The following is a 21,177-nucleotide window of genomic DNA, read 5'->3' as shown; positions in this document are numbered from 1 at the left end:
GGCCGAGAGAGCCGGCAACGCGCTTTCGTTGCGTGGTGTGCGGCCATCTCTCCGCCGGAAGGATACCCGGCAGAGGGCGCGGCGACGGGAGTTTCCGCTATCCACGCCGGCATCTGGTCGACGGCAGTGTTTGCGAAGGCGTGTTGCGCGAGGCGGAATGGGTCGAGGTCGAGGTCTTGCGGTGAGGCATTCGCAAATCCCATCCCTTCGAACGAGGGAGTTGCGCCGGCAAAATGCGGCAGTACCTTATCAGTAGGTACTGAGGAGACATCATGAAACTGTTCGACAAGACAAATCGGCGCTGCAGCTGGAGCGAAACCGGAGCCTGCCCTATCACCGTGCGACTTGCGATTGGTCTTGGTGCATTGATCGCGGTGGCAGTGCTGGCTGCACTCTCCCGAATCAAGATTGGCTAACCGAACGGGCAAGCGGAATTGCCCCCGAACAAAGGGACCGAAAATGATCCGCCAACAAGATATCCGACGCGCAACTATCCAGAAGGAGGCGAACCAGTCCTGGTCGTCTCTCGTCTTCTTTGAATGCATGACAGCCGGCCTGTTCCTCGCCACGTTCTTCATCATGAAGGGCATGAACCCATACGCCGGCCTGGCCCTGGCAGCCCTGCTGGGCTTCCTGGTGCTGTCCAGCCAACGGGCGCGCCGAGTAGTGAGCTGTGTCGCGACTTTGCTCTACACCCTCATGGGCGCCTATGTCGGCTACGCGATGGAGTCCTGGGCGCTCGGGATCATCCTGTCGATTCTGGTGTTCCTTCTGTCATGGACCTTCCATGACATGGGCAACCAGCACTACGACGACTTCCAGGCGCCCCGAAAGTAGTCCTTCGGCGAGCGAATCCGGTCTCTTTTCGGCTCCTATTTGAGCGGGCCGCCCGGCGCCGCAGGGCAAGAATGGGAAGCCATCCTGCCGTCGCTATGCCGAAGGACTTCTATGCGCAAACACCACATTGCAGCGGCCGCCCTGGCTGCTGCGGCCCTGCTGCCGGCCATCGGGCACGCGTTCAGCTTTAGCCTTCCCGATGCGGCCTCAGCAATCACTGCGAGCTCGACCGATATCGAGGCCGCGTTTTCCCCTGATGCAGGCGCGCTCGATCTCGTGCTCAAGGTTATTGGTTCGGCCAAGCAGTCGATTCGAGTGTCCGCCTACAGCTTTACGTCCGCACCGGTCACGAAAGCGCTGCTGGATGCCCGCCGGCGCGGCGTGGATATCCAGGTGGTGGTCGACCAGCGGAACAACCTGTCGGAGGACCGCAGCGGGAAGGCCGCCGCCGCCCTCGGCTCGTTGGTGACCGCTGGCATTCCGGTGCGAACGATCAGCACATATGCCATCCATCACGACAAATTCCTCTGCGTCGACGGTCGCACAGTCGAAACCGGTAGCTTCAACTACAGCGATGCGGCAGCGCGGAGAAACAGCGAGAACGTGCTGGTGATCTGGGACCGGCCAGATCTCGCACGTCGTTATCTGCGCCACTGGCAAAGCCGATTCAATGCCGGCGTGCCGTACCAGCCTCGTTTTTAGGACGGCCAGCATGTACCCGTGTCAGTGCGTGGATTGCAATCGGACGACCCTCCGCCCACGAGAATCGGACGTCAAGGAGCACGCAGCCGCTGCCCGGCGGTCCGCCGCGCTTGGCTACGGTCGTTGCGACCTGGAAGTCCTGCCGCTCCGGTTTCTCCCCGTTCTGTCGATCCGTGAGTGTGATCAGTTTTCACGGGCTGAGGCGGCCGTGATCGCAGAACGGCGGCGTTGGCTTGCGGACGTTGGAGGCGGCTGAATGAACCCTCTCGTACACATCATGGGCCAGGCCTACGCGCTCTCCGAATTGACGGAAAGTGAGGGCGGATACAACGCCGTGCTGGAGCGCGCGAAGCGGACTGCCGGCTATGCGGAGTGCGGCTGTGTTCCCAGAACGCCCTTCCCGAAGCTGCAGATTCGGCGCCACGGCACCTCGTACCTGCTGGCGAGATGGCCCGACCAAGCCCACCTGCACGCGAAGGAATGTCCCTTCGGGCGAGCCTGGGCTGGGCGATCGGAGGACGCGGTAGCCACCGCTCCGTTCGTGCTGAGGGACGGCGTACTCGATATCCGCCTGGATCTCGCGCTGACGGTACTGCCGCGCGCCGTACCGGCCAGCCCAGTGCAGGTGCCATCCGCGGAAGCCAGGGGAGCCGGCCGCCGAACTGCTGGCTTGTTGGCCTTTCTCGAGTATGCCTGGGAGGCCGCGGGCCTGAATAGCTGGTCGGCAAATGAGCGCCGGAGCTGGGCCAGCTGCTGGGCTCGTCTGAGCGGGGAGCTCGGCAATGGCCAGATCAATGGGCAGCCGGCCGCAGACATTCTTCACGTCATTCGACGCTATGAACCAGACAAGCGCGCCGAGATCAACGACGAGTTGGACACGTTCCTGGACAGGCTCAAGTCAAACGCCGACGAGAAACGCCGCGGACTCGTCATTGGTGAGATCCAGTCGCTCGAGCCCAGTCAGTTCGGGGGAGTCTTGGTCCTGCGCCAGAACAATCGACGTTACTACTTGTCGGAAGCGGCTTATAAGGCGACGCTCCAGGCACACGGCACGGCCCTGTCGGGAATCGGGCGTCATGGAGCACGATGTGTAGCCGTCCTCGCTGTCAGCCACTCCGACAAGCGATACCTCAAGGCGGTGGAAGTCGCAGCAATGCTTACCAATGCGGTGTTCATCCCTGGCGACTCCACCTACGAGCTCGCCATGGCGGACCGGCTGATCCGTGAAGGCCGCACCTTTATGAAGCCGCTGCGCCACGTCGACCGGGCACCAGTGCACCCGGATTTCGTGCTACGGGATACCGGCAAGGAAACGGTGATCGAGGTCTACGGGATGGTCGGCAATGCTGAGTACGACAGGAAGGTCACGGAGAAACGCCAGTACTACGCCCGTCTCGGAACGCCGGTTGTGGAATGGATTCCGCCAGGCCAGGCGCTGGAAAGCGTCGTGTTGCCCCCGATCAAGTCAGGATCTGGCACTGCCCGCTAGCTTGCAAAAAGCTGACACCCTCGCCCTTGCCGCCATCGAAGCCAAGCGTTTCCACATCCAGACCGGCGGATTCCGGGGAGAGGGTGACCTCGGGCCTGGTCGAGAAGAGCATAGTCTGGCCGTCATTGATGCCGATCCGGATCGCGCTCCAGCCATTCGGGTAAATCGTGCGGCGCAAGGACTTGCCACACTGTTTCGTGATGTTCTTCCCCCCAATCTCCAGCTTTTCGCAACCTCCAACGGCTACGAATTCCATGATGGGGGGCTTGGCGGGCGTCGCCACCGTTTTGTTCCTGGCAGATGTCGTATCGATAGGAGCGTAATTTTCATTGGATTGAGGTGGGCTGGCGGCGGTCGGCGGGATTGCCGCCGGCGCTTCCGTCGTATAGCCCCGCCCATACATACATGCCTTAAACGCCGCGCCCCTGCCACCGGTGTTGGCATCGTAGGTGATCGTTGGCGCGGGATGGTATTGTCCGCCGGTCGTCATGCAGTTTGTCGTGCCGTATGAACCGCCATATGAACTCTGGCAGGTGGTCAGGATTGGCGTGGTGGTAGCCTGCCCGATCGTATTTGAGACGTTCGCCACGGGGAACTGCTGGTAGGCCTCGGCGGTACAATGCGCCTTATCGTACTCAAATTCACTCTGGGTTGCGCCAGGCTTGTACCACTTGACCGCACACCCAGAAAGCAGGGTGATGAGACACAGCACACCAAGTCGTTGCCGCATACGTGTTCCTAAGGCTTGTTTTGATTCCCCCGCCAAGGCAAGGGCGTGTAATTGCGAGGGCGTTCGCCGGTTGCCGCGCGCCACTGGTTCTAATCTGCTGCGAGTGTACGGATCGGTGAACTTCATGCAAGGAATTGGCCTGCGGAAACTGAACGGTTGCGAGGAAACGACGATCCGGCAGCGCAAAGCTCAAACGGGGCCGGTTTTGAACCGGCCCCGTTTGTCTTGTGGGGGACGTAGCCGCTTTTAGGGCTACGAGAAGTAGATGATGTCCTTGTAGTCAAGAACGGCCTTCGCCAGGCCAAGGCGCATTGCTGGGGTGTCCTTGACGCCGTCTGCCAGCCAGACGTAGTTGTGGCACGCACGAAAGATCGTGAGCAGCTTGCCAATCTGCTCCGGACGGTACACGGAGTATCCGTTCCACACCCGCCCGCGGTTGGCCTGAGACGAGATCGGGCGCTCAAGCATGGATGAACGCCGGCGGATACGATGCGTCGATCTGGCTGAGCTGGGCCTTCTATTACTACCTGGCCACGATCCATGCCTGCGTGCGGCTGATCGATCGATCGAAACAATAGGCTGCAAGTGCGCTAACGCCCACGTCCACGCTGCTCCGCGGGGGCGTCGTGTAAGTAGCCGGCCGGTGCAGGTTTGTTTTTGTTGGTCGACCGTCGCACCGCGTTAGCAGCTAACTGGCCGTGGCTCACTGCGAGGACAGGTCTGACAGCGTGTTCTGATAGACGAGTTCGCCCAAGTGCGCACGCCATGCGTCCGCGTGGGCCCGGAGCGACGCGAGCGCATCGGTCCTGACTTGCGTGGGGCCGACGACGGGCTGGGCCTGCAGTGCAACGCCCAGTTGGGTGCACGCACGGCGGTGCCGCAGTCCGCTGGCGGCCAGAAGGCGAGCGGCGGCATTGGGCAAGCCAAAGCGCAAATGATCGGGAAAGGTTCGGACTCCTTCGGCCAGAACGCTACCGTCTCGCTCCAGTTTCTTCTCCAACAGACTCACGCCTTGCTCGACAATTGTCTGCAGCGAATAACTGATGCCTTGCGTGCAAACGCCAAGCAAGTCGTCCATCGGCATGCCGACACGATCGGCAATCTCTCGATATTGCGATCCGCGCATCCACAGCGTCGCAATCTCGAAGAACCGTTCTTTCACCGTGTTGACGTCCGCGTTTTCATCCAGACGAAAGGCCCGCTTTACCGCCTGGCGAAGCTCGGGCAGCGTCCAGGCCCATTCGAACAGGGGGAGTCGTACCTCGTCAGACAGCGGATCGGCCTCGATACTCCAGTTGGGCCGGCGCGGTAGCAAGCCCACTTCGACGGAATCGATCCAGCGGGCTCTGGCGCCGGTGGCGCGCGCCCAGCCGATCTTTCCTTCCCCGCGCAGGGCGACGAGCCAGCCGGCCCGCAGGGCGAACACCGTGCGCAGATGCGCCGTGGAGGCCGCGGATAGTTGCTGTGCGGCGAACGTCTGTGCCGCCAGATCCTGTGCCATTGCGACGAATTGGGCTTCACCCATTTCGTCGGAGAGCAATTCGATCAGCGTGGCGTCAACCCCGTCGATCAGGGGGTAGATGGGCGGATTGGCCTCGAGGAACTCATTGGTGAGCGGCAGGTTGCCGCGGGTGAGAAAGCGTGTAATGGCTTCGACCAGCTTGCGTAAAGAACCCTCGACGGCCTCTCCGGCACCCTGTCGGGCCACGGGTTCGACGAACTGCCACTGGTCCGGGTTGGCGCAGATCACAAGACCCTTGGTATTCGCGCCCGCCCTGCCGGCGCGCCCTACCAGATTCTTGATATCGCGGGCCAGCATGGCCTCTTGGCCAGTCGTGCCGCGCCGCTGGACGGAGTAGAGCACAAGCGTTCGGATCGGCAGGTTGACCCCTTCTGCCAGCGTGCTGGTACAGATCACCAGCTTGACATCCAGGGCGCGAACCAGGCCTTCCAGCACCTCACGCGTCTCCTGGGGGATGTCTCCATGGTGAAGTGCGACGCCATTCCGGAGCGCCGCCGTACCGACCCAGTCGTTGCCATATTCCAGTTCGAGATAGGCGACGGACTTCTGTACTGTGTCGAGCCGTGCGAAGTCAATGGGCCTGGGTAGGGGTAAGGGGATATGCAACTGCTCGACGAGCGTCTCGGCGATGCCGATGGCGCCTTGCGCTCCGCGTTTGTTGGCGGCGAAGATGGCGGTTGCACCCATGGGCAACACTTTGCGGGCCGCGGCGATTGCCTGGGTCTTGATTGGCGCAAACGGGTGAGTCTTCAGGCGCCCGGTTTCAGGATTGGGATAGGAGAAGTCGCGTCGCGCGAGAAAGCCGTCGATGGAGAAGCGCCGTTCCTGCGCTTCGTGCGGATGCAGTTCGAGGCCGATCTCCGTCCTGACACCGTCGCCCACAGGTCGGAGTACGGCAAACTCCGCGCTGGCGGGGCGATAGCTGCTGCGCACGACTGTCTGGTTTGTGCCGCCCAGCCAGCCATTAATCTGCTCGATGTTCGGCACGATCGCCGACATGAAGACGAACCGGGTGTGCCGTGCCTGACGGGCTTTCAGACGGGCCAACAGCAACTCCAGCCCAATGCCTCGCTCGCCACCATCCAGAAGATGGCCTTCGTCGCAAATGACCAGGCCAATTCGGCCTGCAAAATCGGGGTCGGCTCCCAGGAGCCCGGAAAGCGCTTCAGGCGTGGCAACAACGGCCTGCACGTCGGCGAGCGCGTGGATTTCCTCACCCGATGGTACCGTGCCCCCGTAAGCACAGCGCGCCGCAATGCCCAAGGCATTCAATCGTCGCACCAGGGTGCCGCGCAGTTCCGACGCCAGGGATCGGTACGGGACCAGCAGGATCGCGACATCCTGCGGAGCGCGCTTCAGATGCCAATAAAGCAGGGTTTCGCAGAGCGTGGTCTTGCCGGCGCCTGTCGGCATCTGCAGCGAGTAGCTATCCACGGACGCGAGCAGGCCCCCGTGGATCGCTTCGATCTGCGAGGGAAAGAACTCCCAGGTTGATGGTTGCCGGTCAAGCAGGGAGGCGACCAGTGGCTGCCAGAATTCGAGGTGGCCGTCAGGCAGGACGGCGCGGACATGCGAGCGGGTAAAGCTGGTGAGAAGCCGGTGCAGAAGCTTGGCGGCGATCCACGGGCCCGGCCCCTCCTGCAGCACCCGTCGCTCGGCAAGGCGGGTCGCCTCGGTCATGCGGGCGAGCCGCAGCATGTCACCGGCGCGGAGCGATTCGCGCACGGCGAGGGCAAATGCGGACTCCAGAACTGGTGGGCGTGCCAGGAAATCATAGCAGGCCGCCTGCAGGCTCTGGTTCTCTGGAGGGCGGCCACCCCGCCGCATTGCCAAGCATGCCGAGGCGGGATAGTCACCAAAATAGAACGACGCGGCCGCGTAGAGGGTCGCCTCCTCCCGGGAGATGCCATGCTGCCTCAACTGCTCGTCGGAAGTCTCGACGGAGAATTGCAGGAACGCATTGCCGAGTTGCGCCCAATCGTCGCGGGAGGTGTCGGGAGCGTCCATGCTGCGAAACAGCTCGCCAACCAGCGAAATGTAGTAGTCCTCCGGGCGATTGGTGATGCGCGCGAGTTGGATCGGCGTCTGGGCGATCGAAAAAAAGCGCAGGTGGCGGACGCTATCGGCATCGTTAATCCAGTGCTGAAGGGTGGCTCGCATTTTTTTTAAACCGGGACGGCGGCACGCGCTGCGGCGAACACCGATTCGTAGGTCTGCTTCAGATTCGGCACGGCAATCACCAGGAGGGTGAAATCGCCACTGGCAACGGCGGGTGCCGTGAGCAGCTCCTGATCCAGCAAGCTGTCGCACACGACCGCCACGGCGCGATACCGCTTTGCCACTGGTGGGTGATCAACGAGGTTGATGAAGCGATTGAGCAACGGAATGTCGACATCGCCGAGGCTTTCCGCCATGGCGCGTTCACGCAGCCACACCAGGGTTTCGGCAAGGCGACTGGTGCGATCTTTCGCGCAATCTTCGATGGCCGAAGCAATGGGCGCGGACGTTCCCGGAGTGGACTTGAGCTTGACTTCGGCGCACAGGATGCCGTCCTCGGCCCCAGAGTTCGGGCGGTTCGGCATTAGAAAATGGACGACATCCGATCGCGGGGCCGGCTTGGTCCGATCTTGCTTGAGCCGCCATTTCTTGGCGCCGATGGCCGTTCCAGGCAGCTCCTTGGTTGACTGATAGATGTAGCAGAGCAGCTCTCCAAAGTCGCCGGCCATGGTGGAGCCAGGATCCGGCAGCTTCGAGGCCAGGATGTCGCCTTGCGGGATGCCCAGCTCGTTGGATCGCTGGGTCAGCACTGCGTCGGTGATGTAGCAACGCCGAACGGCGATGGCCAGATCGGCGGCCAGTTGCTGGGCTTGCTCTGCGGTCAATCTGACCAGGACGTAAGGCTGTTCCTGCTGGTGCGGGAACCACCCGATGGAAGTGTTGAAGTCAAATCCCAGTTCATCCATGGCAGAGCTTTAGGGTTAAACGCGGCACGTGTGGGTGGGTTCCCGTCATCGTGCCGGCCGGCGACAGGGAATGACGATGGCCTCGCTGTTGTCGACGTGAAATTTGAAGCGCTCGAAGAGAATAGCGCAGGTCGGCGTCGTCCGCTGCGGCGAGGATATTGACATGCGCGGTGGCATGGCGAACGCTCCCGCGCTGGCATCGCTGGACGGTAGGCGAGAAGAGGGACAGCGTCAAGGCGGGCGGCGCGCGGAGAATGGCGTCCGCTGCTGAGAAAGCGGCGGACATTCGTCGAAGTAAGCTGGAGTGACCGCTTGTGGCCGGTCTCGGCCTTCGGGCTACCTAGGCAGCTTGAAGAACTGCAGCTTCCATCAGCATTCTCACTGGGAATGGGGCCCTTGTGCACCACAGCATCGCATGCTTATCCCATGACGGCCTAAGCAATTGTGTTTAACATCAGCGCTGTCACGATAAACGAGGCAGCATGGCTATGGCAAGATGCACGGCACCAGTACGTGGACACAACTCGGCAGCAGCGGCTGCAGCCTGTCCTGCATGTAGCAGCCGCGGCTACCGCTATGGCGGTGGCTACAGTTCGACCTACTCCACGTCGGGCAGCGGAGGAGGTGGCTACAGCAGCGGCGGCGGCGGTAGCAGGTTCAGTGGCAGAGCAAGGCCGCGCTGGTCGCGAGCCGGTTCGTCGGTCTCGTACACGACTTCCCAAGTGCAGTCACTCACGCCAATTCGCGAATCCGTTGAGAAGACAGCGGCGGAGCTGCCCGACCTTCGCGATTGCTTTCTGTGCCACGCGTGGGACGACCGGCAGGGGGCAGCCAAAGAGCTGTACGATTTGCTCGTGGCGGCTGGCGTCAAGGTTTGGTTCAGCGAGAAGGACCTTGGCCTCGGCGTGCCGATGATGCGTGCCATTGACAAGGGCTTGGCAAATTCCCGCATCGGGCTTGTGCTGGTCACCCCGAACCTGTTGCGCCGCCTCCCGCAAGAGGGCGTCGCCGACAAAGAGCTTTCGGCCCTCCTGGCGGGCAACCGGCTCGTGCCCATCGTGCACCAGACGACGTACCCAGAGCTCCGGAATGTCAGCCCCTTGCTTGCTTCCCGAACCGGCCTGGACACTGCCGAAGACTCAATGGCGGTGGTCGCGACCAAGATTGCCGAGCTGGTCGCCATCTGGGCCTAGCGGATTATCTTGGCTCCTAACACCTTTGCGCTCCCTGGCTCTCGGCCTCGGGGCTGTTTGCGCACCCCGAAATGTGAATTCTTCAGGCCGGAGTGGTAGGGCCACAACGAAGAGGAAAGAATACTGGAAGTTCCAAGCCGATCGCGCAGGTCCGCTTGTGGCCGGAGTCTGCCGGTTCAGTACCGGGGAGCTAGTCATCTGAGGAGCCTCGGCTCGATGGACACATCAGGTTTTTTAATGTCCATATTCAATGGCCATACAAGCGACACAAGATATCGGCTAAGTTGTTGATTACTTGGCCACTCGATGTGTCCACACACCTCTAGATGCCTATGAAGGGCCCGCAGAGTTAAGCCCCTTGGAGTAAAACGAAGATTCGGAGTCTCGTTTCTCATGAGGAGCACGCAAATGAACGCGCCTGACACAGCCCTTCAGGGGCAGGATACGACGATCACCGGTCGGCTGTACATCGCCTTCGAACTGGGCGACAAGAGCTGGAAGCTGTCGCTGGGCGACGGCGTGCGCGGGCCGAGCCGGTGCTCGGTGGCGGCCGGCGACATGACGTCGGTCCTGACTGCAATCGCCAAGGCCAAAGCCCGGTGTCATCTGCCTGCCGATGCGCCGGTGCGCTCCTGCTATGAGGCCGGCCGGGACGGCTTTTGGCTGCACCGCTGGCTCAGCACACATGGAATCGTCAACCTGGTGGTCGATTCCGCCAGTATCGAAGTGAACCGGCGGGCGCGCCGCGCGAAGACGGACCGGCTCGACAGCGACAAGCTGCTGTCGATGCTGATCCGTTACTACGCGGGCGAGCGGCGGGTGTGGGCAGTCGCGCGGGTCCCAACCGAAGAGCAGGAAGATGAGCGGCGCGTGCATCGCGAGCTCGGGCGCCTGCGCCAGGAGCGCACCGCCCACAGCAACCGAATCCGCTCGCTGCTGGTGTTGCACAACCTGCGGCTCGAGCGCATCGGTGGGCGCTCGTGGGCATGCTGGTGGGCCCAGCATGCCGCGCAGCTCCTGCCAGGTTTGCGCGCCGAGATAGAACGCGAGTTCGAGCGGCTGTTGCTTGTCGCCAAGCAGATCACGACACTGGAGGCGTTCCAAAACCGCCAAGTCCGCAGCGGCACACAACCCACGATCGCCGTGCTGACGCGGCTTGCAGGTATCGGCACTGGCAGTGCATGGACCCTGGTCAAGGAACTGTTTGGCTGGCGGCGGTTCCACAATCGCCGTGAACTTGCCGGTTGCCTGGGCCTGGCGCCGACGCCCTACGCAAGCGGCACCAGCCAAGTCGAACAGGGCATCAGCAAGGCGGGCAATAAACGGGCGCGGTGGCTGATGGTGGAACTCGCATGGAGCTGGTTGCGCTTTCAGCCGGCGAGCCAGTTGAGCCAGTGGTTTAGGCAACGATTTGCCATGTCCGGAAAGCGCTCGCGACGCATCGGCATTGTCGCGCTCGCTCGCCGTCTCGCGATCGCATTGTGGCGCTACCTGGAATATGGTGAGATTCCGCTCGGGGCAAGGCTCAAGTCGCTCGGCAGCAGTGCCGTCGTGATCTGAGAACTCCAGCATCGGTCGATGAACGGTTTGAAGGTTAGCGCGCCCGGACAGTAAGAGGGTTACCCGACGGGTAATCGTAGTTTTAGATGGGGCGCGTCGCTAAGGGAGTGTTCCAGCGCTTTGCGCATGCGGTATGTGGTGACCGGCCTGGCGCCGGCACGGATAGAAGTTGGCCAGGGCAACTGCCCGGCATCAGACACTCCGACCTCCATCCCGTTGAAGTCTCGAATTATTGAAAGGACACCAAACTGAAATCACGCGCCTTTGCCGTGCAAGTTATCCACCGCTGGCCAGCGTCGTGGTCGTGACAGGCGACCCGCTGACCGGCCGTGGATAACTTGCGGCTCGTCTCTCGTCTCAATAGGAGATACTGCCCAACGAAAAAAGACCAACAAGTGCTTGACTCCCAACGCCCCATAGAAATCTTACTGTGTCACAAAAACGACAATTACTGTGTCAATAATATTGAATTTCAGTTATAACCAAGATTCCATCGTGGCAAGAGGCGGCAATGGGAAATCTGGCGGAATTCGATCGTTATATTGAGTACCTATGCGTGGCGTTGGATCATGTGGATCGAAACGTCGGATTGCAGGACTATTGTCGAGGCCTCATGTTGCCGATCCAGCGCAAGAGTGTTGAGCCTCTGGCTGCGCATACCGATCCGCTACACGTGGCTGCCAAGCACCAATCGTTACATCACTTCGTGGCCAAGGCGGGATGGTCGGACAGTGCCGTGATGTCGCGCGTTCGCGACTGGGTTGTGCCACACCTCGGGTTGGACAGTGGCTGCTACTGGATTATCGATGACACCGGGTTCCCGAAGAAGGGAATGCATTCAGTTGGCGTCGCGCGCCAATACTGCGGTCAACTGGGCAAGCAGGACAACTGCCAGGTGGCGGTCAGTCTTTCGCTGGCCAGCGTCCAGGGCAGCATTCCTGTCGCCTATCAACTGTATTTGCCCAAAGACTGGGCGAGTGACCCGGTGCGCAAGAAGAAGGCCGGGGTGCCGGACGGCATGACGTTCGCGACCAAGCCGGAAATTGCTCTGGCGCAAATGCGTGAGGCGCTCGCCTCGGGCGTGCCGATGGGCGTGGTGCTGGCGGACGCCGGGTATGGCGATGAAACCGCCTTTCGCGATGGCATTACTGAGATGGGCATGCTGTATGCAGTCGGCATACGGCCGGGGACTACGGTATGGGCGCCCGGCACCGCGCCGCTGCCGCCCAAGGCATGGAGCGGTCGCGGCATACGGCCGACGAAGCTGCGTCGGGAGCCTGGACACCAACCGGTGACGGTGAAGGCCTTGGCGATGGACTTGCCGCAGCAAGTCTATCGCACGGTCACCTGGCGGGAAGGCTCCAACACTGAACTGTCCTCCCGCTTCGCCGCCGTGCGGGTTCGCCCTGCTCATCGCGACTACCTGGGCACGCAGATGCGTCCCGAGGAGTGGCTACTGATCGAATGGCCCGAAGGAGAAGCCGAGCCGGTGAAATACTTCCTCTCTACCGGTCCGTCCGATGCCACCCTGGAACAATTGGTCTTCGTCACCAAGATGCGCTGGCGTATCGAGCGCGACTATCAGGAACTCAAGCAGGAGTTCGGCCTCGCGCACTATGAAGGCCGCGGCTGGAGGGGCTTTCATCACCATGCCACCCTGTGTATTGCGGCCTACGCCTTCCTCGTCGCTATGCGCCTCAATCAGAGCACCTCAAAAAAAAACCGTGCTCAACCAGAAACGCCTTCCTTCCCCAAGGATTACGTCCCTCGCGGCAGCCGGACGAGTGCAGCGCCACGTGGCTGAGTCGATTTCGACGCTGCGGCTACTCATCGCTCGTGCCATTATCAACCGGCTCCGCCGGTGTCCATGCTGCTGGGATGTGAAGCTAAATTTGTGACACAGTGTGCGTCCAGCTAAGGCTGGCGTGTTCAGCAGGAGCCAGTCCTGCCGGGGTAAAAGTCAGGCGCCCCGTAGCTTGAATAGCAGGGTGGCGGGAAACCAAGACTCTGAAGCCTACCGACAGGCGGCCCCTTGGTGTTACGTCCCGCCAATTTTGAGGTTTGGCGAGGGGTGTTTGTCGCGGTTTCGGCAAGAGCGAGTTTAGGAACATCGCCTTGACCATCGCGAGACACGACGGGCGTAAAGAAGGCCAGTACTCCTCTGATATCGTGCGACGTTTCCGGACCTCGTACGAACATCAGAACAGACTGGCCTATGCATCGGATTGTATTCGCGTTTCCCACTCTCGAACAACATCTTCGCGCCGTTCGTGCCACCCCGCAGTCGTACCGGCCCAAGGTCTGCATCCATTGCGGTGGCGCCTGTCTGTGGTGCCATGGCTGCTACCACCGCAAGGCCGACCGCGGCGAGGACGGCTCGCTCAATCCGGCACCGGTTCCACGCTTTCGTTGCCCAACGTGCCGCCGCACCTGCTCGCGCCTGCCGCTGTGCATCTGCCCACGCCGCTGGTACGACTGGGCACTGCAGCAGCAAGTCCTGCTGCTCCTGCTCATCGGCGCATCGCTGCGCCGCGTGGCCGCCGTGTTCGCGCTGAGCTACCACACCGTGCGGCGCTGGTGGCACTGGCTCCAGGCGCACGGCGCGACCTTCATGTTCCATCTGCGCAGCCGCTTTGCCGAACTGGGCCGCGCCGCCGATTCCACCACGTTCTGGCTCACCTGCTTCGCGCGAATGCCGTTGTGTGAGGCAATGGCCTGGCTCGATCACGACGACCAGGATGTCCCGTGATCAATTGACTCCAACGCGGGCCGCGATGGGCCAATTCGCATTGGCACCGGGACTCCACACACTTTGCCCACTGCCGCCGGATTCGGATTGCAGGTCTCATGGCGTTTCCCTTTTTACGAGGAACGTTCATGAATGACATCGATCCGAAGGCACTGTTTCGCCTGTCCGTGCTGGGCCCGCTGGTCAGCCGCGAGAAGCTGGGCCGCGGCGAGCTGCAGCAGCTCCTGCGGCAACTGGCCCGCCAGGAGTATGCGATCCCCGGCTCGCGCCGGCGCCACATCGGCGAGAAGACCCTGCAGGCCTGGTACTACGCCTGGCGGCGCGAGGGCATCGCGGGGCTGGCCGACAAGCCCCGCACCGATACCGGCCGCTCCAAGCTGCCCGAGCCGGTGCAAACCGCGGTGCTGGCCGCCAAGCGCGAGAACCCGCGCCGCTCGATTCGCCAGATTCGCCTGCTGCTCGAGGCCAGCGGCGTTGTGCCGCGCGACTCGCTCTCGCGCTGCGCGGTGCACCGCCTGCTTCAGACGCATGGGCTCTCGCGCATTGCCGGCCCAGCGGTCGTGCCCGACGAGAAGCGCAGCTTCGTGGCCGAACACGCCGGCTCCATCTGGTACGGCGACGTCATGCACGCACCCACGCTGTCGTTCGGCGGCCGGCGCATGAAGACCTATCTCGTCTCGCTCATGGATGACGCCTCGCGGCTCATCGCCCACAGCGCCTTCTGCCTGTCCGAGACGGCGCTGGATATCGAGGGCGTGCTCAAGCAGGCGCTGCTCAAGCGCGGCGTGCCAAAGATGATCGTCGTCGACAACGGCGCAGCGTATCGCGCTTCGACCCTGCAGGGCATCTGCGCACGCCTGTCGATCCGACTGGTCTATTGCCGGCCATACGCACCAGAAGGCAAGGGGAAGTTGGAACGCTGGCACCGGACCCTACGCGAGCAGTTCCTCGCCGAGCTCGACATCACCCATCTGCGCGACCTGGCCGACCTGAACGCCCGCCTGTGGGCCTGGGTCGAGCAGGTCTATCACCGCAACCCACACAGCGCGCTCGATAACCAAACGCCGCTGGCCCGCTATCAGCAGGACCTGCCCAGGATCCGCTCGCTGGGCTCGCTGGCCGCGCAACTCGATGAGCTGTTCCTGCATCGCGTCGCGCGCCACGTGCGTCGCGATGGCACGGTGTCGTTCCAGGGCAAGCGCTTCGAGGTCCCGTACGAGCTGACCGGCCAGACCGTGCAGCTCGTCGTCGATCCGCATACCGCGACGGTCAGGCGGGTCGAGAGCGAATCCGGACAGCCGCTGGGCGCCGCCACCGAACTCGACGCCGTTGCAAACCTCACCCGCCGGCGTCGCAAGCCCCTGTCGGAACCGGCGACCGGCGAACCTGCCTCGCCGGGGCCCAATCTGATCGAGCTCGTTCACCAGCGCCACTACGCACCGGAGGCATGACATGTACCGACAACACTTCGGCCTGCGTCGTGCGCTGCTGGACAAGGATTCGACCGAACTGTGGGACGACGGTGCGCTCGCCCAGTTGACTGAGCGCTTCCAGTGGCTGCTGACCAGCCCCGGCATCGGCCTGCTCACCGGCGAGCCCGGCGTGGGCAAGACCGCCGCGCTGCGCCACATCACCCGCACGCTCAATCCGCATCGCTATCTGGTCATCTACTTGGCCGAGACCGAGTTCGGGCGCGTCGATCTGTACCGGGCGCTGGCCCGCGCGCTCGGCCTCGAACCCGGCTATCGGCGCGCCGACCTGTGGCGCGACCTGAAGCAGCGCATCACCGAGCTGGCCGACAGCAAGCAATTGCTGCCCGTGTGGATCATCGACGAAGCCCAGAACCTGCCGCCCGAGTTCTTCCGCGACTTCCCGTCGTTCCTGAACTTCGCCTTCGATGCCCGTGACCTGCTCACCGTCTGGTTCGCCGGTCATCCGAGTCTGGCCAGTACGCTCGAGCGCGCGCCGTACGCCGCCTTGTATGGACGCATTCAGGCGCGTGTGCTGTTCAAACCGGTCTTCGAGCGTGAACGCTTCGCGCAGCTCATTGCGCACGCGCTCAAGAGCGCCGGCTGCACCCACACGCTGCTGGCCGACTCCGGGCTCGAACTGCTGCGGCAGGCCTCGCGTGGCCTACCGCGGCAGGCCGGGCGCATCTTGCGCACCACCATGCAATTGGCCGTTCCGAAAGGGCTCAATCACCTGCCAGACGAGCTGCTTCAACAGGCTATCGAGGAGTTGCGATGACTGCCGGTAGTCAACACAAGGAGTCTTCCCGCATGCGATCCAAGAACACGCCCCGTCCTGCCATGCCCCCGATGCCGATTCCACCCACACTATCTGACGAGGCAGCCGCGCAAATCCAGCACTTCCTCTCAGATTGCTTCCTGTGGTTCAGCGCCACGTACCGGGACCAGATCCGCCGCTATTACGAACCATGGCACGGTGGCGGCAAACGCCAACCCCGTCTGGACGATCCGTTCTAAGCAACAGCCCCGGCCATCCCGGGGCTGTTTGCCCTTCGCCCCCCTTCATCGTGCGACGATTCTCGGACTTCGCCTCATTCCATCTCACGCTACGCCGGAGTTGCTCTGCGCCTCCGGCAACCCGCGACGATTGCCGACGTCTCACCTCGAATAGCTCGCGACGCCGCTCCTCAAATAGCCCGGGACGTAACACTTGGGGGCCGCGCGAGTCATCGGGCCGTAACCAAAGTGAACGCGGATGTGGCCTCGAAAACAATAGACCCGAAGGCCGAGCCCTCACTGTGTAGGCGAAGGCAGCATGGGTAGCCGAAATCTGACCGACACGGCTACTTCACTTCGGCGGGGTGTAAGCGACGGCACGATGACAAGGACACGCTAAGCAACTGGAGAAGCCCTCCTCGCCCCGGCGCGAAATCGTCGGAGCAAGGTAGGTTCTATAACCGGAGAACCCGGGAAGTGGATCGAAGGCGAGAGGGTGGCGGATGGGTCCGTAGTAGCTGTGAAGCCGGGTAACGCTGGCGGAGCGAAGGGGCCCTGCTGTTTGTAACGTCCTCAACAACATGGGAGGCAAGGACGAGATGACAAAGACGTCCGTTAGTTTGCAGGACCTGAGGCGGGGACTATACGTCAAGGCGAAGACTGAACCGTCCTGGCGTTTCTGGGGCTTGTACGTCCATGTCTGCAAGACGGAGGCACTACGCGAAGCGTACGAGATGGCCAGATTAAACAACGGAGCACCGGGTATTGACGGCGTGACGTTCGAGGTCATCGAGGCGCAGGGCGTGGAGGCGTTCCTGGAGCAGATACGGGGCGAACTGGTGGACCGTACCTACCGGCCACTGCCGGCACGGAGGAGGGAGATACCGAAGGACGGGGGAAAATTCCGCGTCCTATCGATACCCGCTATCCGTGATCGAGTGGTCCAGGGTGCGCTCAAGCTGATACTGGAACCGATCTTCGAGGCAGATTTCCTGCCGGGGTCGTATGGCTATCGTCCCAAGAGGACCGCACATGAAGCGGTGCAGCGAGTGGCGACGGCGATCGTGCAGGCGAAAACCCTGGTCTTAGATCTGGATCTACGCGCCTACTTTGACACCGTGCGGCATCATCTGCTGCTCGGCAAGGTGGCGCGGCGGATCAATGATCGGGACGTCATGCATCTGCTAAAGCTGATGCTGACTGCATCGGGCAAACAAGGCGTTCCGCAGGGCGGGGTGATTTCGCCGCTGCTCAGCAATATCTATCTCACAGAGGTGGATCAAATGCTGGAGCGCGCGAAGGATACCACGCGCGAAGGGAAGTACACTCACGTCGAGTATGCCCGCTTCGCTGACGACCTGGTCGTGCTGATCAATGCCCACCCGCGCCATGCGTGGTTGCTCGGGGCCGTGACCCGACGCCTTCGGGAAGAATTTGCCAAACTGCAGGTCGAAATCAATGAAGAGAAGAGCCGCACCGTGAATCTGGCATGTGGAGAGAGCTTCGGCTTTCTGGGCTTCGACTTCCGTCGCATCCGAAGCATCCGGAACAAGGTGTGGCGACCGCAGTACACGCCCAAGCTGAAAAAGCGAACGACGTTACTGCGAAAGCTCAAGGATGTGTTCAGGCGATATAAGTCGCAGCCGGTGGGCCGTGTTGTCGAATTGATCAACCCGGTGCTACGTGGCTGGGTGAACTACTTCGCTGTTGGACATTCCAGTGAGTGCTTCAGCTTCGTGAAAGACTGGGTGGAAAAGAAGATCAGGCGCCACATGCAGCGATCCCGGCAGCAACAGGGCTTCGGCTGGGAGACGTGGAGTAAGCGGTGGTTGTATGGCGAACTGAAGCTGTTCAATGGCTATAAGGTTCGCTACAAAACGCAAATGAAAGCGTCCCCAGCATGATAGGTCCCATAAGCGTTGACATGAAGCAGGCAGGAGAGCGTAGTGCCGGAAAACGGCCCGCTGCGTTCGATGAGGCGGGAGCTGGAAACGTGGCCACGGCAGCCGGACTGAGGCCCACTGCGAAAGCAGTGGAACTGCCACCGGAGCCTAACGTGCGCGCGCCAGTTCTCGACCCTACAAGATTAGAGAAGCCGCAGGCTAGGAAAAATGAGTCGATTGAGCGCAATGGAGAGCGTGTTGGCGTGCATTCTGGGGGCAAAGATATGGCTAGAATGCCGCGACATACTTCCTCGCGCTGCGTAACTCCTTCTTCAGCTAAGGGTAATGTTGTTGACATCAATCGAGACGACCAGCGGCTCCGGGATCGCTTGACCGTCGGGCAGGCGCGGATAGATACGACGTCTTGTCGGGAAGCGGATGCCTGAAACCGTGATGTAGTCGCCGACGTAATGCGCTCCGGCTGTATTGCCGGCGATCTCCACGTCATAGTCGAGGCGGCGTACTAGATTGTCGGAATCAACGTAGATTGCCTGTGCATTGCTGAAGACCTCTAGCGAATCTGGGTAGCGCACCTCGATCTTGCGCCACGTTTCGCCGCGCTCTGTCCATGTCCCAGCGTCCTCGCACACTACACCGTCCCATGCGAGCAAGAATGGTGTATTCAGGTAGGTCCACATCGCACAGCCAGCGAAGAAGGCTAGCTGCAGGGGATCCCAAGGGGTTTCCAGCTTGTGTCCTTCGAACGAGGTGCGGGGCTGCATACGCTCTTGCAGAACTTGGTTAGCCGCATCTAGTAGAGCGATTCGGCGTCCCATAAAGTCACTCCTGCTCGCGAGCGTTCCGAACGGTTCGTGTGATGCCCATTGCCTGTCGGTACTTACTGTGACCGTAGTCGTGTCGAGTACACCGGGTTGGGATTTGATAGCCCATAGTGCCCCACCTTGGCTCAAGTCGGCCTGGACCTTTGTAAATTTCCGCCATTGGGTGATGCCCCCGTGGGCGTCGATGATGGCTTTCGCGATGCTGTTCATAGAATGGACCTTTTTCATTACCTAGCCTGTGCCACATGGCGATTGAGAATAAGGGCGACCATCTCACACGCGCCGGCGAATAGGCCAATGCCCCAGATTGCCTCAGTCGCCAGAATCGCCGCACCTATCGCGCTGCCAATGGAAAAGCCGAAGTACATGGTCGACGTGTTTAAGGCCAGCGAGAGCGGTGCCTGGGACGGGCTGCCGGCTGCCATCAGGCGCGACATCTGTGCCGGGAAGAACGCCCAGACGGCGAAGCCCCATACCGCGATCGCCGCCAGGACTGGTAACAGCGCCGGGCCCGCCGAATGCGTGGAGGCCGACAAGGCGAGCGCCCAGAATGAAAGTGCCAGGGCGAAAAGCGAGTAGCGCGCCACCCGGCTCGAGCCAAACTTGTCCGTCAGCGTCCCTCCCGCCGTAACACCCACTGCCGCCGCCAGGCCCCACATCGAAACAGTCGCATTGATGCCAACTGCGTCGAATTCAAGCACGCGAGAGAGGTAGGCTGCGATATAGGGATATGCAGCATAGGCACCAATGGACCAGAATAGGCTCACCGAAAGCAATCGGACGACGGCAGGCTGACGGGCGATTGAGAGCCGTTGCGATAGCGTTGCCACAGGAATGCCAGCACCGGCATCCCGGGCGACGCCGACGAGAATCCCTGCAATCGCCGTCAGGCTCATCGCGCCGACCGCCAGAAAGGTGGCACGCCAGCCGAAGGCATGTCCCACTACGCCGCCAAGAGGCAAGCCCAGCGCGATCGCCAGTGTCATACCCCCGCTCACAATGGCCAACGCCCGGCCTCGCTTGCTAGCAGATACGATCGCACCGGCAAGGGCGTTGGCGTTGGGCACATATAGACCAGAAGCAACGGCCATCATCACGCGTGCGGTCATCAGCAGCCCGAAGCTGGGCGACCAGGCGGCCAGCAGGTTTCCTCCGCCAAAGATGGTCATGGCGAACAGCAGTACGCTGCGACGCCGTAATCGCGCCGTCATGACCGTCGCGACAGGTGAACTCACGGCCATGGTCAGTGTGAATACCACGACGAGCAGTGCGATATGTGGCACGGTCATCCCGAAATCGGCTGCCATCGTAGATAGCAGAGGCGCAATCATGAATCCCTCGGTGCCAATCGCAAACGTGCCGAGCGCCAGAAACAAGGCGGGTACAAGCGAGTCGTTGCGTTCGGGGGCGGGTACCGCGGAGGCCGCGGGTGCCGTTACCGCACGGCTATTGTGTGACACAGATCTTCTCCTGCGCGTGGTCACTGGCACTCCGGGCCGGGGCGCCAGGCTTCTCGTTAAACCGGGATGGGGTTATCGGCGATGTACTGGTTGAAGTCGTGAACCAACTGATGCTCGCCGAGTCCCGGGTTATCGCGCATGGCGCGAATGGACTCGACAAACACCTCATGCTCTTCGGTCCCGAGGCCGCGCATGGTTTCTTCGATAAACGCGTCCAGGGGCATGGCACGCGGATCGCCGCTCTTCTTGACGAGGTCGGTGTCGACCCAAGGCGGTGCGATCTCCTGGACTGTCACGTTGGTCGCGCGGAGCATGAAGCGCTGCGACAGGGCATAAGAGTGCAGCGCCGCTTTCGATGCGGAATAGACTGCATTAGTGGCGATCGGGACATACGCCAGCACCGACGTGTTGTAGATAATCGTCGAGCGAGGTTGACCCTTCAGATGCTCGACGAGCTCCGATGTCATGCGGATCGGGCCCAAGAGGTTGGTGTCGAGGATGCTGCGAGACGCGGCGTCCTCGACGGGAGTCGACGCGTCGTCAAACGGCATGATGCCCGCGTTGTTGATCAGAACGTTCAGCGTGGGATAGTCCGAGATCAAGTCCTTCGCCACGCGCGCGATGTCGGCAGCCTCGGAAATATCGAGTTCGACGCCATCGATGCCGGGATACTCCGCGGAGATCTGCCGCAGAAGTGCTTTGCGGCGTCCAGCAATGATGACCTTGTTTCCCAAGGCATGGAAGGCCTTCGCCAACTCCAGGCCAATGCCCGACGTCCCGCC

At 61.9% G+C, this 21,177-nt stretch carries 19 protein-coding genes; 12 read left to right on the top strand and 7 right to left on the bottom strand.

Going from position 1 to position 21,177, the window contains the following annotated elements:
• The first annotated feature begins 272 nt into the window (after positions 1-272).
• From AC1DS6_RS34830 to AC1DS6_RS34815, 4 genes are all read left to right on the top strand, one after another.
• Positions 273-416 carry a hypothetical protein gene (locus AC1DS6_RS34830; protein ID WP_477104165.1) on the top strand — a complete coding sequence of 48 codons (144 nt, stop codon included), beginning with the start codon at positions 273-275 and terminating at the stop codon, positions 414-416.
• A 43-nt stretch (positions 417-459) separates the two neighbouring features.
• Positions 460-837 carry a hypothetical protein gene (locus tag AC1DS6_RS34825; RefSeq protein WP_477104164.1) on the top strand — a complete coding sequence of 126 codons (378 nt, stop codon included), beginning with the start codon at positions 460-462 and terminating at the stop codon, positions 835-837.
• Between the two features lie 111 nt (positions 838-948).
• A complete protein-coding gene (locus AC1DS6_RS34820) occupies positions 949-1,539 on the top strand; it encodes a phospholipase D family nuclease (protein WP_477104163.1) in 591 nt (196 codons plus the stop codon).
• Between the two features lie 256 nt (positions 1,540-1,795).
• A complete protein-coding gene (locus AC1DS6_RS34815) occupies positions 1,796-3,028 on the top strand; it encodes a DUF1173 family protein (RefSeq protein ID WP_477104162.1) in 1,233 nt (410 codons plus the stop codon).
• Here AC1DS6_RS34815 and AC1DS6_RS34810 read toward each other — a convergent pair.
• The 4 genes from AC1DS6_RS34810 to AC1DS6_RS34795 all read right to left on the bottom strand — a co-directional run bounded on the left by AC1DS6_RS34810 (position 3,000) and on the right by AC1DS6_RS34795 (position 8,243).
• Positions 3,000-3,884 carry a hypothetical protein gene (locus tag AC1DS6_RS34810; RefSeq protein WP_477104161.1) on the bottom strand — a complete coding sequence of 295 codons (885 nt, stop codon included), beginning with the start codon at positions 3,882-3,884 and terminating at the stop codon, positions 3,000-3,002. The genes AC1DS6_RS34815 and AC1DS6_RS34810 overlap by 29 nt on opposite strands.
• A gap of 126 nt (positions 3,885-4,010) precedes the next feature.
• Positions 4,011-4,226, bottom strand: a complete 216-nt coding sequence (locus AC1DS6_RS34805) for a hypothetical protein (protein WP_477104160.1) — start codon at positions 4,224-4,226, stop codon at positions 4,011-4,013.
• A 235-nt stretch (positions 4,227-4,461) separates the two neighbouring features.
• Positions 4,462-7,440, bottom strand: a complete 2,979-nt coding sequence (locus AC1DS6_RS34800) for a DEAD/DEAH box helicase (protein ID WP_477104159.1) — start codon at positions 7,438-7,440, stop codon at positions 4,462-4,464.
• 5 nt (positions 7,441-7,445) lie between these two features.
• Positions 7,446-8,243: a Hachiman antiphage defense system protein HamA gene (locus AC1DS6_RS34795; RefSeq protein WP_477104158.1), complete on the bottom strand. Its 798-nt coding sequence runs from the start codon at positions 8,241-8,243 to the stop codon at positions 7,446-7,448.
• Between the two features lie 722 nt (positions 8,244-8,965).
• Between AC1DS6_RS34795 and AC1DS6_RS34790 the strand changes: the two genes are divergently transcribed.
• The 8 genes from AC1DS6_RS34790 (at position 8,966) to ltrA (ending at position 18,114) form a co-directional block, all read left to right on the top strand.
• Positions 8,966-9,436 (top strand): toll/interleukin-1 receptor domain-containing protein, encoded by a 471-nt coding sequence (locus AC1DS6_RS34790; RefSeq protein ID WP_477104157.1) that lies wholly within the window; start codon positions 8,966-8,968, stop codon positions 9,434-9,436.
• Positions 9,437-9,844: 408 nt separating this feature from the next.
• Positions 9,845-10,996: an IS110 family RNA-guided transposase gene (locus AC1DS6_RS34785; RefSeq protein ID WP_477104156.1), complete on the top strand. Its 1,152-nt coding sequence runs from the start codon at positions 9,845-9,847 to the stop codon at positions 10,994-10,996.
• A 511-nt stretch (positions 10,997-11,507) separates the two neighbouring features.
• On the top strand, positions 11,508-12,800 hold the full coding sequence (locus AC1DS6_RS34780) for an IS701 family transposase (protein ID WP_477104155.1): 1,293 nt from the start codon (positions 11,508-11,510) through the stop codon (positions 12,798-12,800).
• Between the two features lie 411 nt (positions 12,801-13,211).
• Entirely contained in the window at positions 13,212-13,745 is a 534-nt protein-coding gene (locus AC1DS6_RS34775; protein ID WP_267606736.1) for a DUF6431 domain-containing protein, read from the top strand.
• Positions 13,746-13,873: 128 nt separating this feature from the next.
• Complete coding sequence (locus AC1DS6_RS34770; RefSeq protein ID WP_477104154.1) at positions 13,874-15,196, top strand: DDE-type integrase/transposase/recombinase; 1,323 nt, start codon at positions 13,874-13,876, stop codon at positions 15,194-15,196.
• Between the two features lies 1 nt (position 15,197).
• The gene (locus AC1DS6_RS34765) at positions 15,198-15,992 is read left to right on the top strand and encodes an ExeA family protein (RefSeq protein ID WP_477104153.1); all 795 of its coding nucleotides are present in this window, start codon (positions 15,198-15,200) and stop codon (positions 15,990-15,992) included.
• A gap of 32 nt (positions 15,993-16,024) precedes the next feature.
• Complete coding sequence (locus AC1DS6_RS34760) at positions 16,025-16,231, top strand: hypothetical protein (RefSeq protein ID WP_477104152.1); 207 nt, start codon at positions 16,025-16,027, stop codon at positions 16,229-16,231.
• Positions 16,232-16,809: 578 nt separating this feature from the next.
• Positions 16,810-18,114 (top strand): group II intron reverse transcriptase/maturase, encoded by a 1,305-nt coding sequence (gene ltrA / locus AC1DS6_RS34755; RefSeq protein ID WP_477104151.1) that lies wholly within the window; start codon positions 16,810-16,812, stop codon positions 18,112-18,114.
• A gap of 311 nt (positions 18,115-18,425) precedes the next feature.
• Here ltrA and AC1DS6_RS34750 read toward each other — a convergent pair whose 3' ends face one another.
• From AC1DS6_RS34750 to AC1DS6_RS34740, 3 genes are all read right to left on the bottom strand, one after another.
• Positions 18,426-19,145 (bottom strand): hypothetical protein, encoded by a 720-nt coding sequence (locus AC1DS6_RS34750; protein ID WP_459572972.1) that lies wholly within the window; start codon positions 19,143-19,145, stop codon positions 18,426-18,428.
• Between the two features lie 17 nt (positions 19,146-19,162).
• On the bottom strand, positions 19,163-20,311 hold the full coding sequence (locus AC1DS6_RS34745; RefSeq protein WP_459572969.1) for an MFS transporter: 1,149 nt from the start codon (positions 20,309-20,311) through the stop codon (positions 19,163-19,165).
• Between the two features lie 140 nt (positions 20,312-20,451).
• The coding region (locus AC1DS6_RS34740; protein WP_477104150.1) for an SDR family oxidoreductase at positions 20,452-21,177 on the bottom strand (726 nt) is incomplete at its 5' end.

The sequence above is a fragment of the Cupriavidus sp. 05L310 genome, from assembly GCF_056398185.1.
This window is presented reverse-complemented; position numbering and strand designations above follow the sequence as displayed.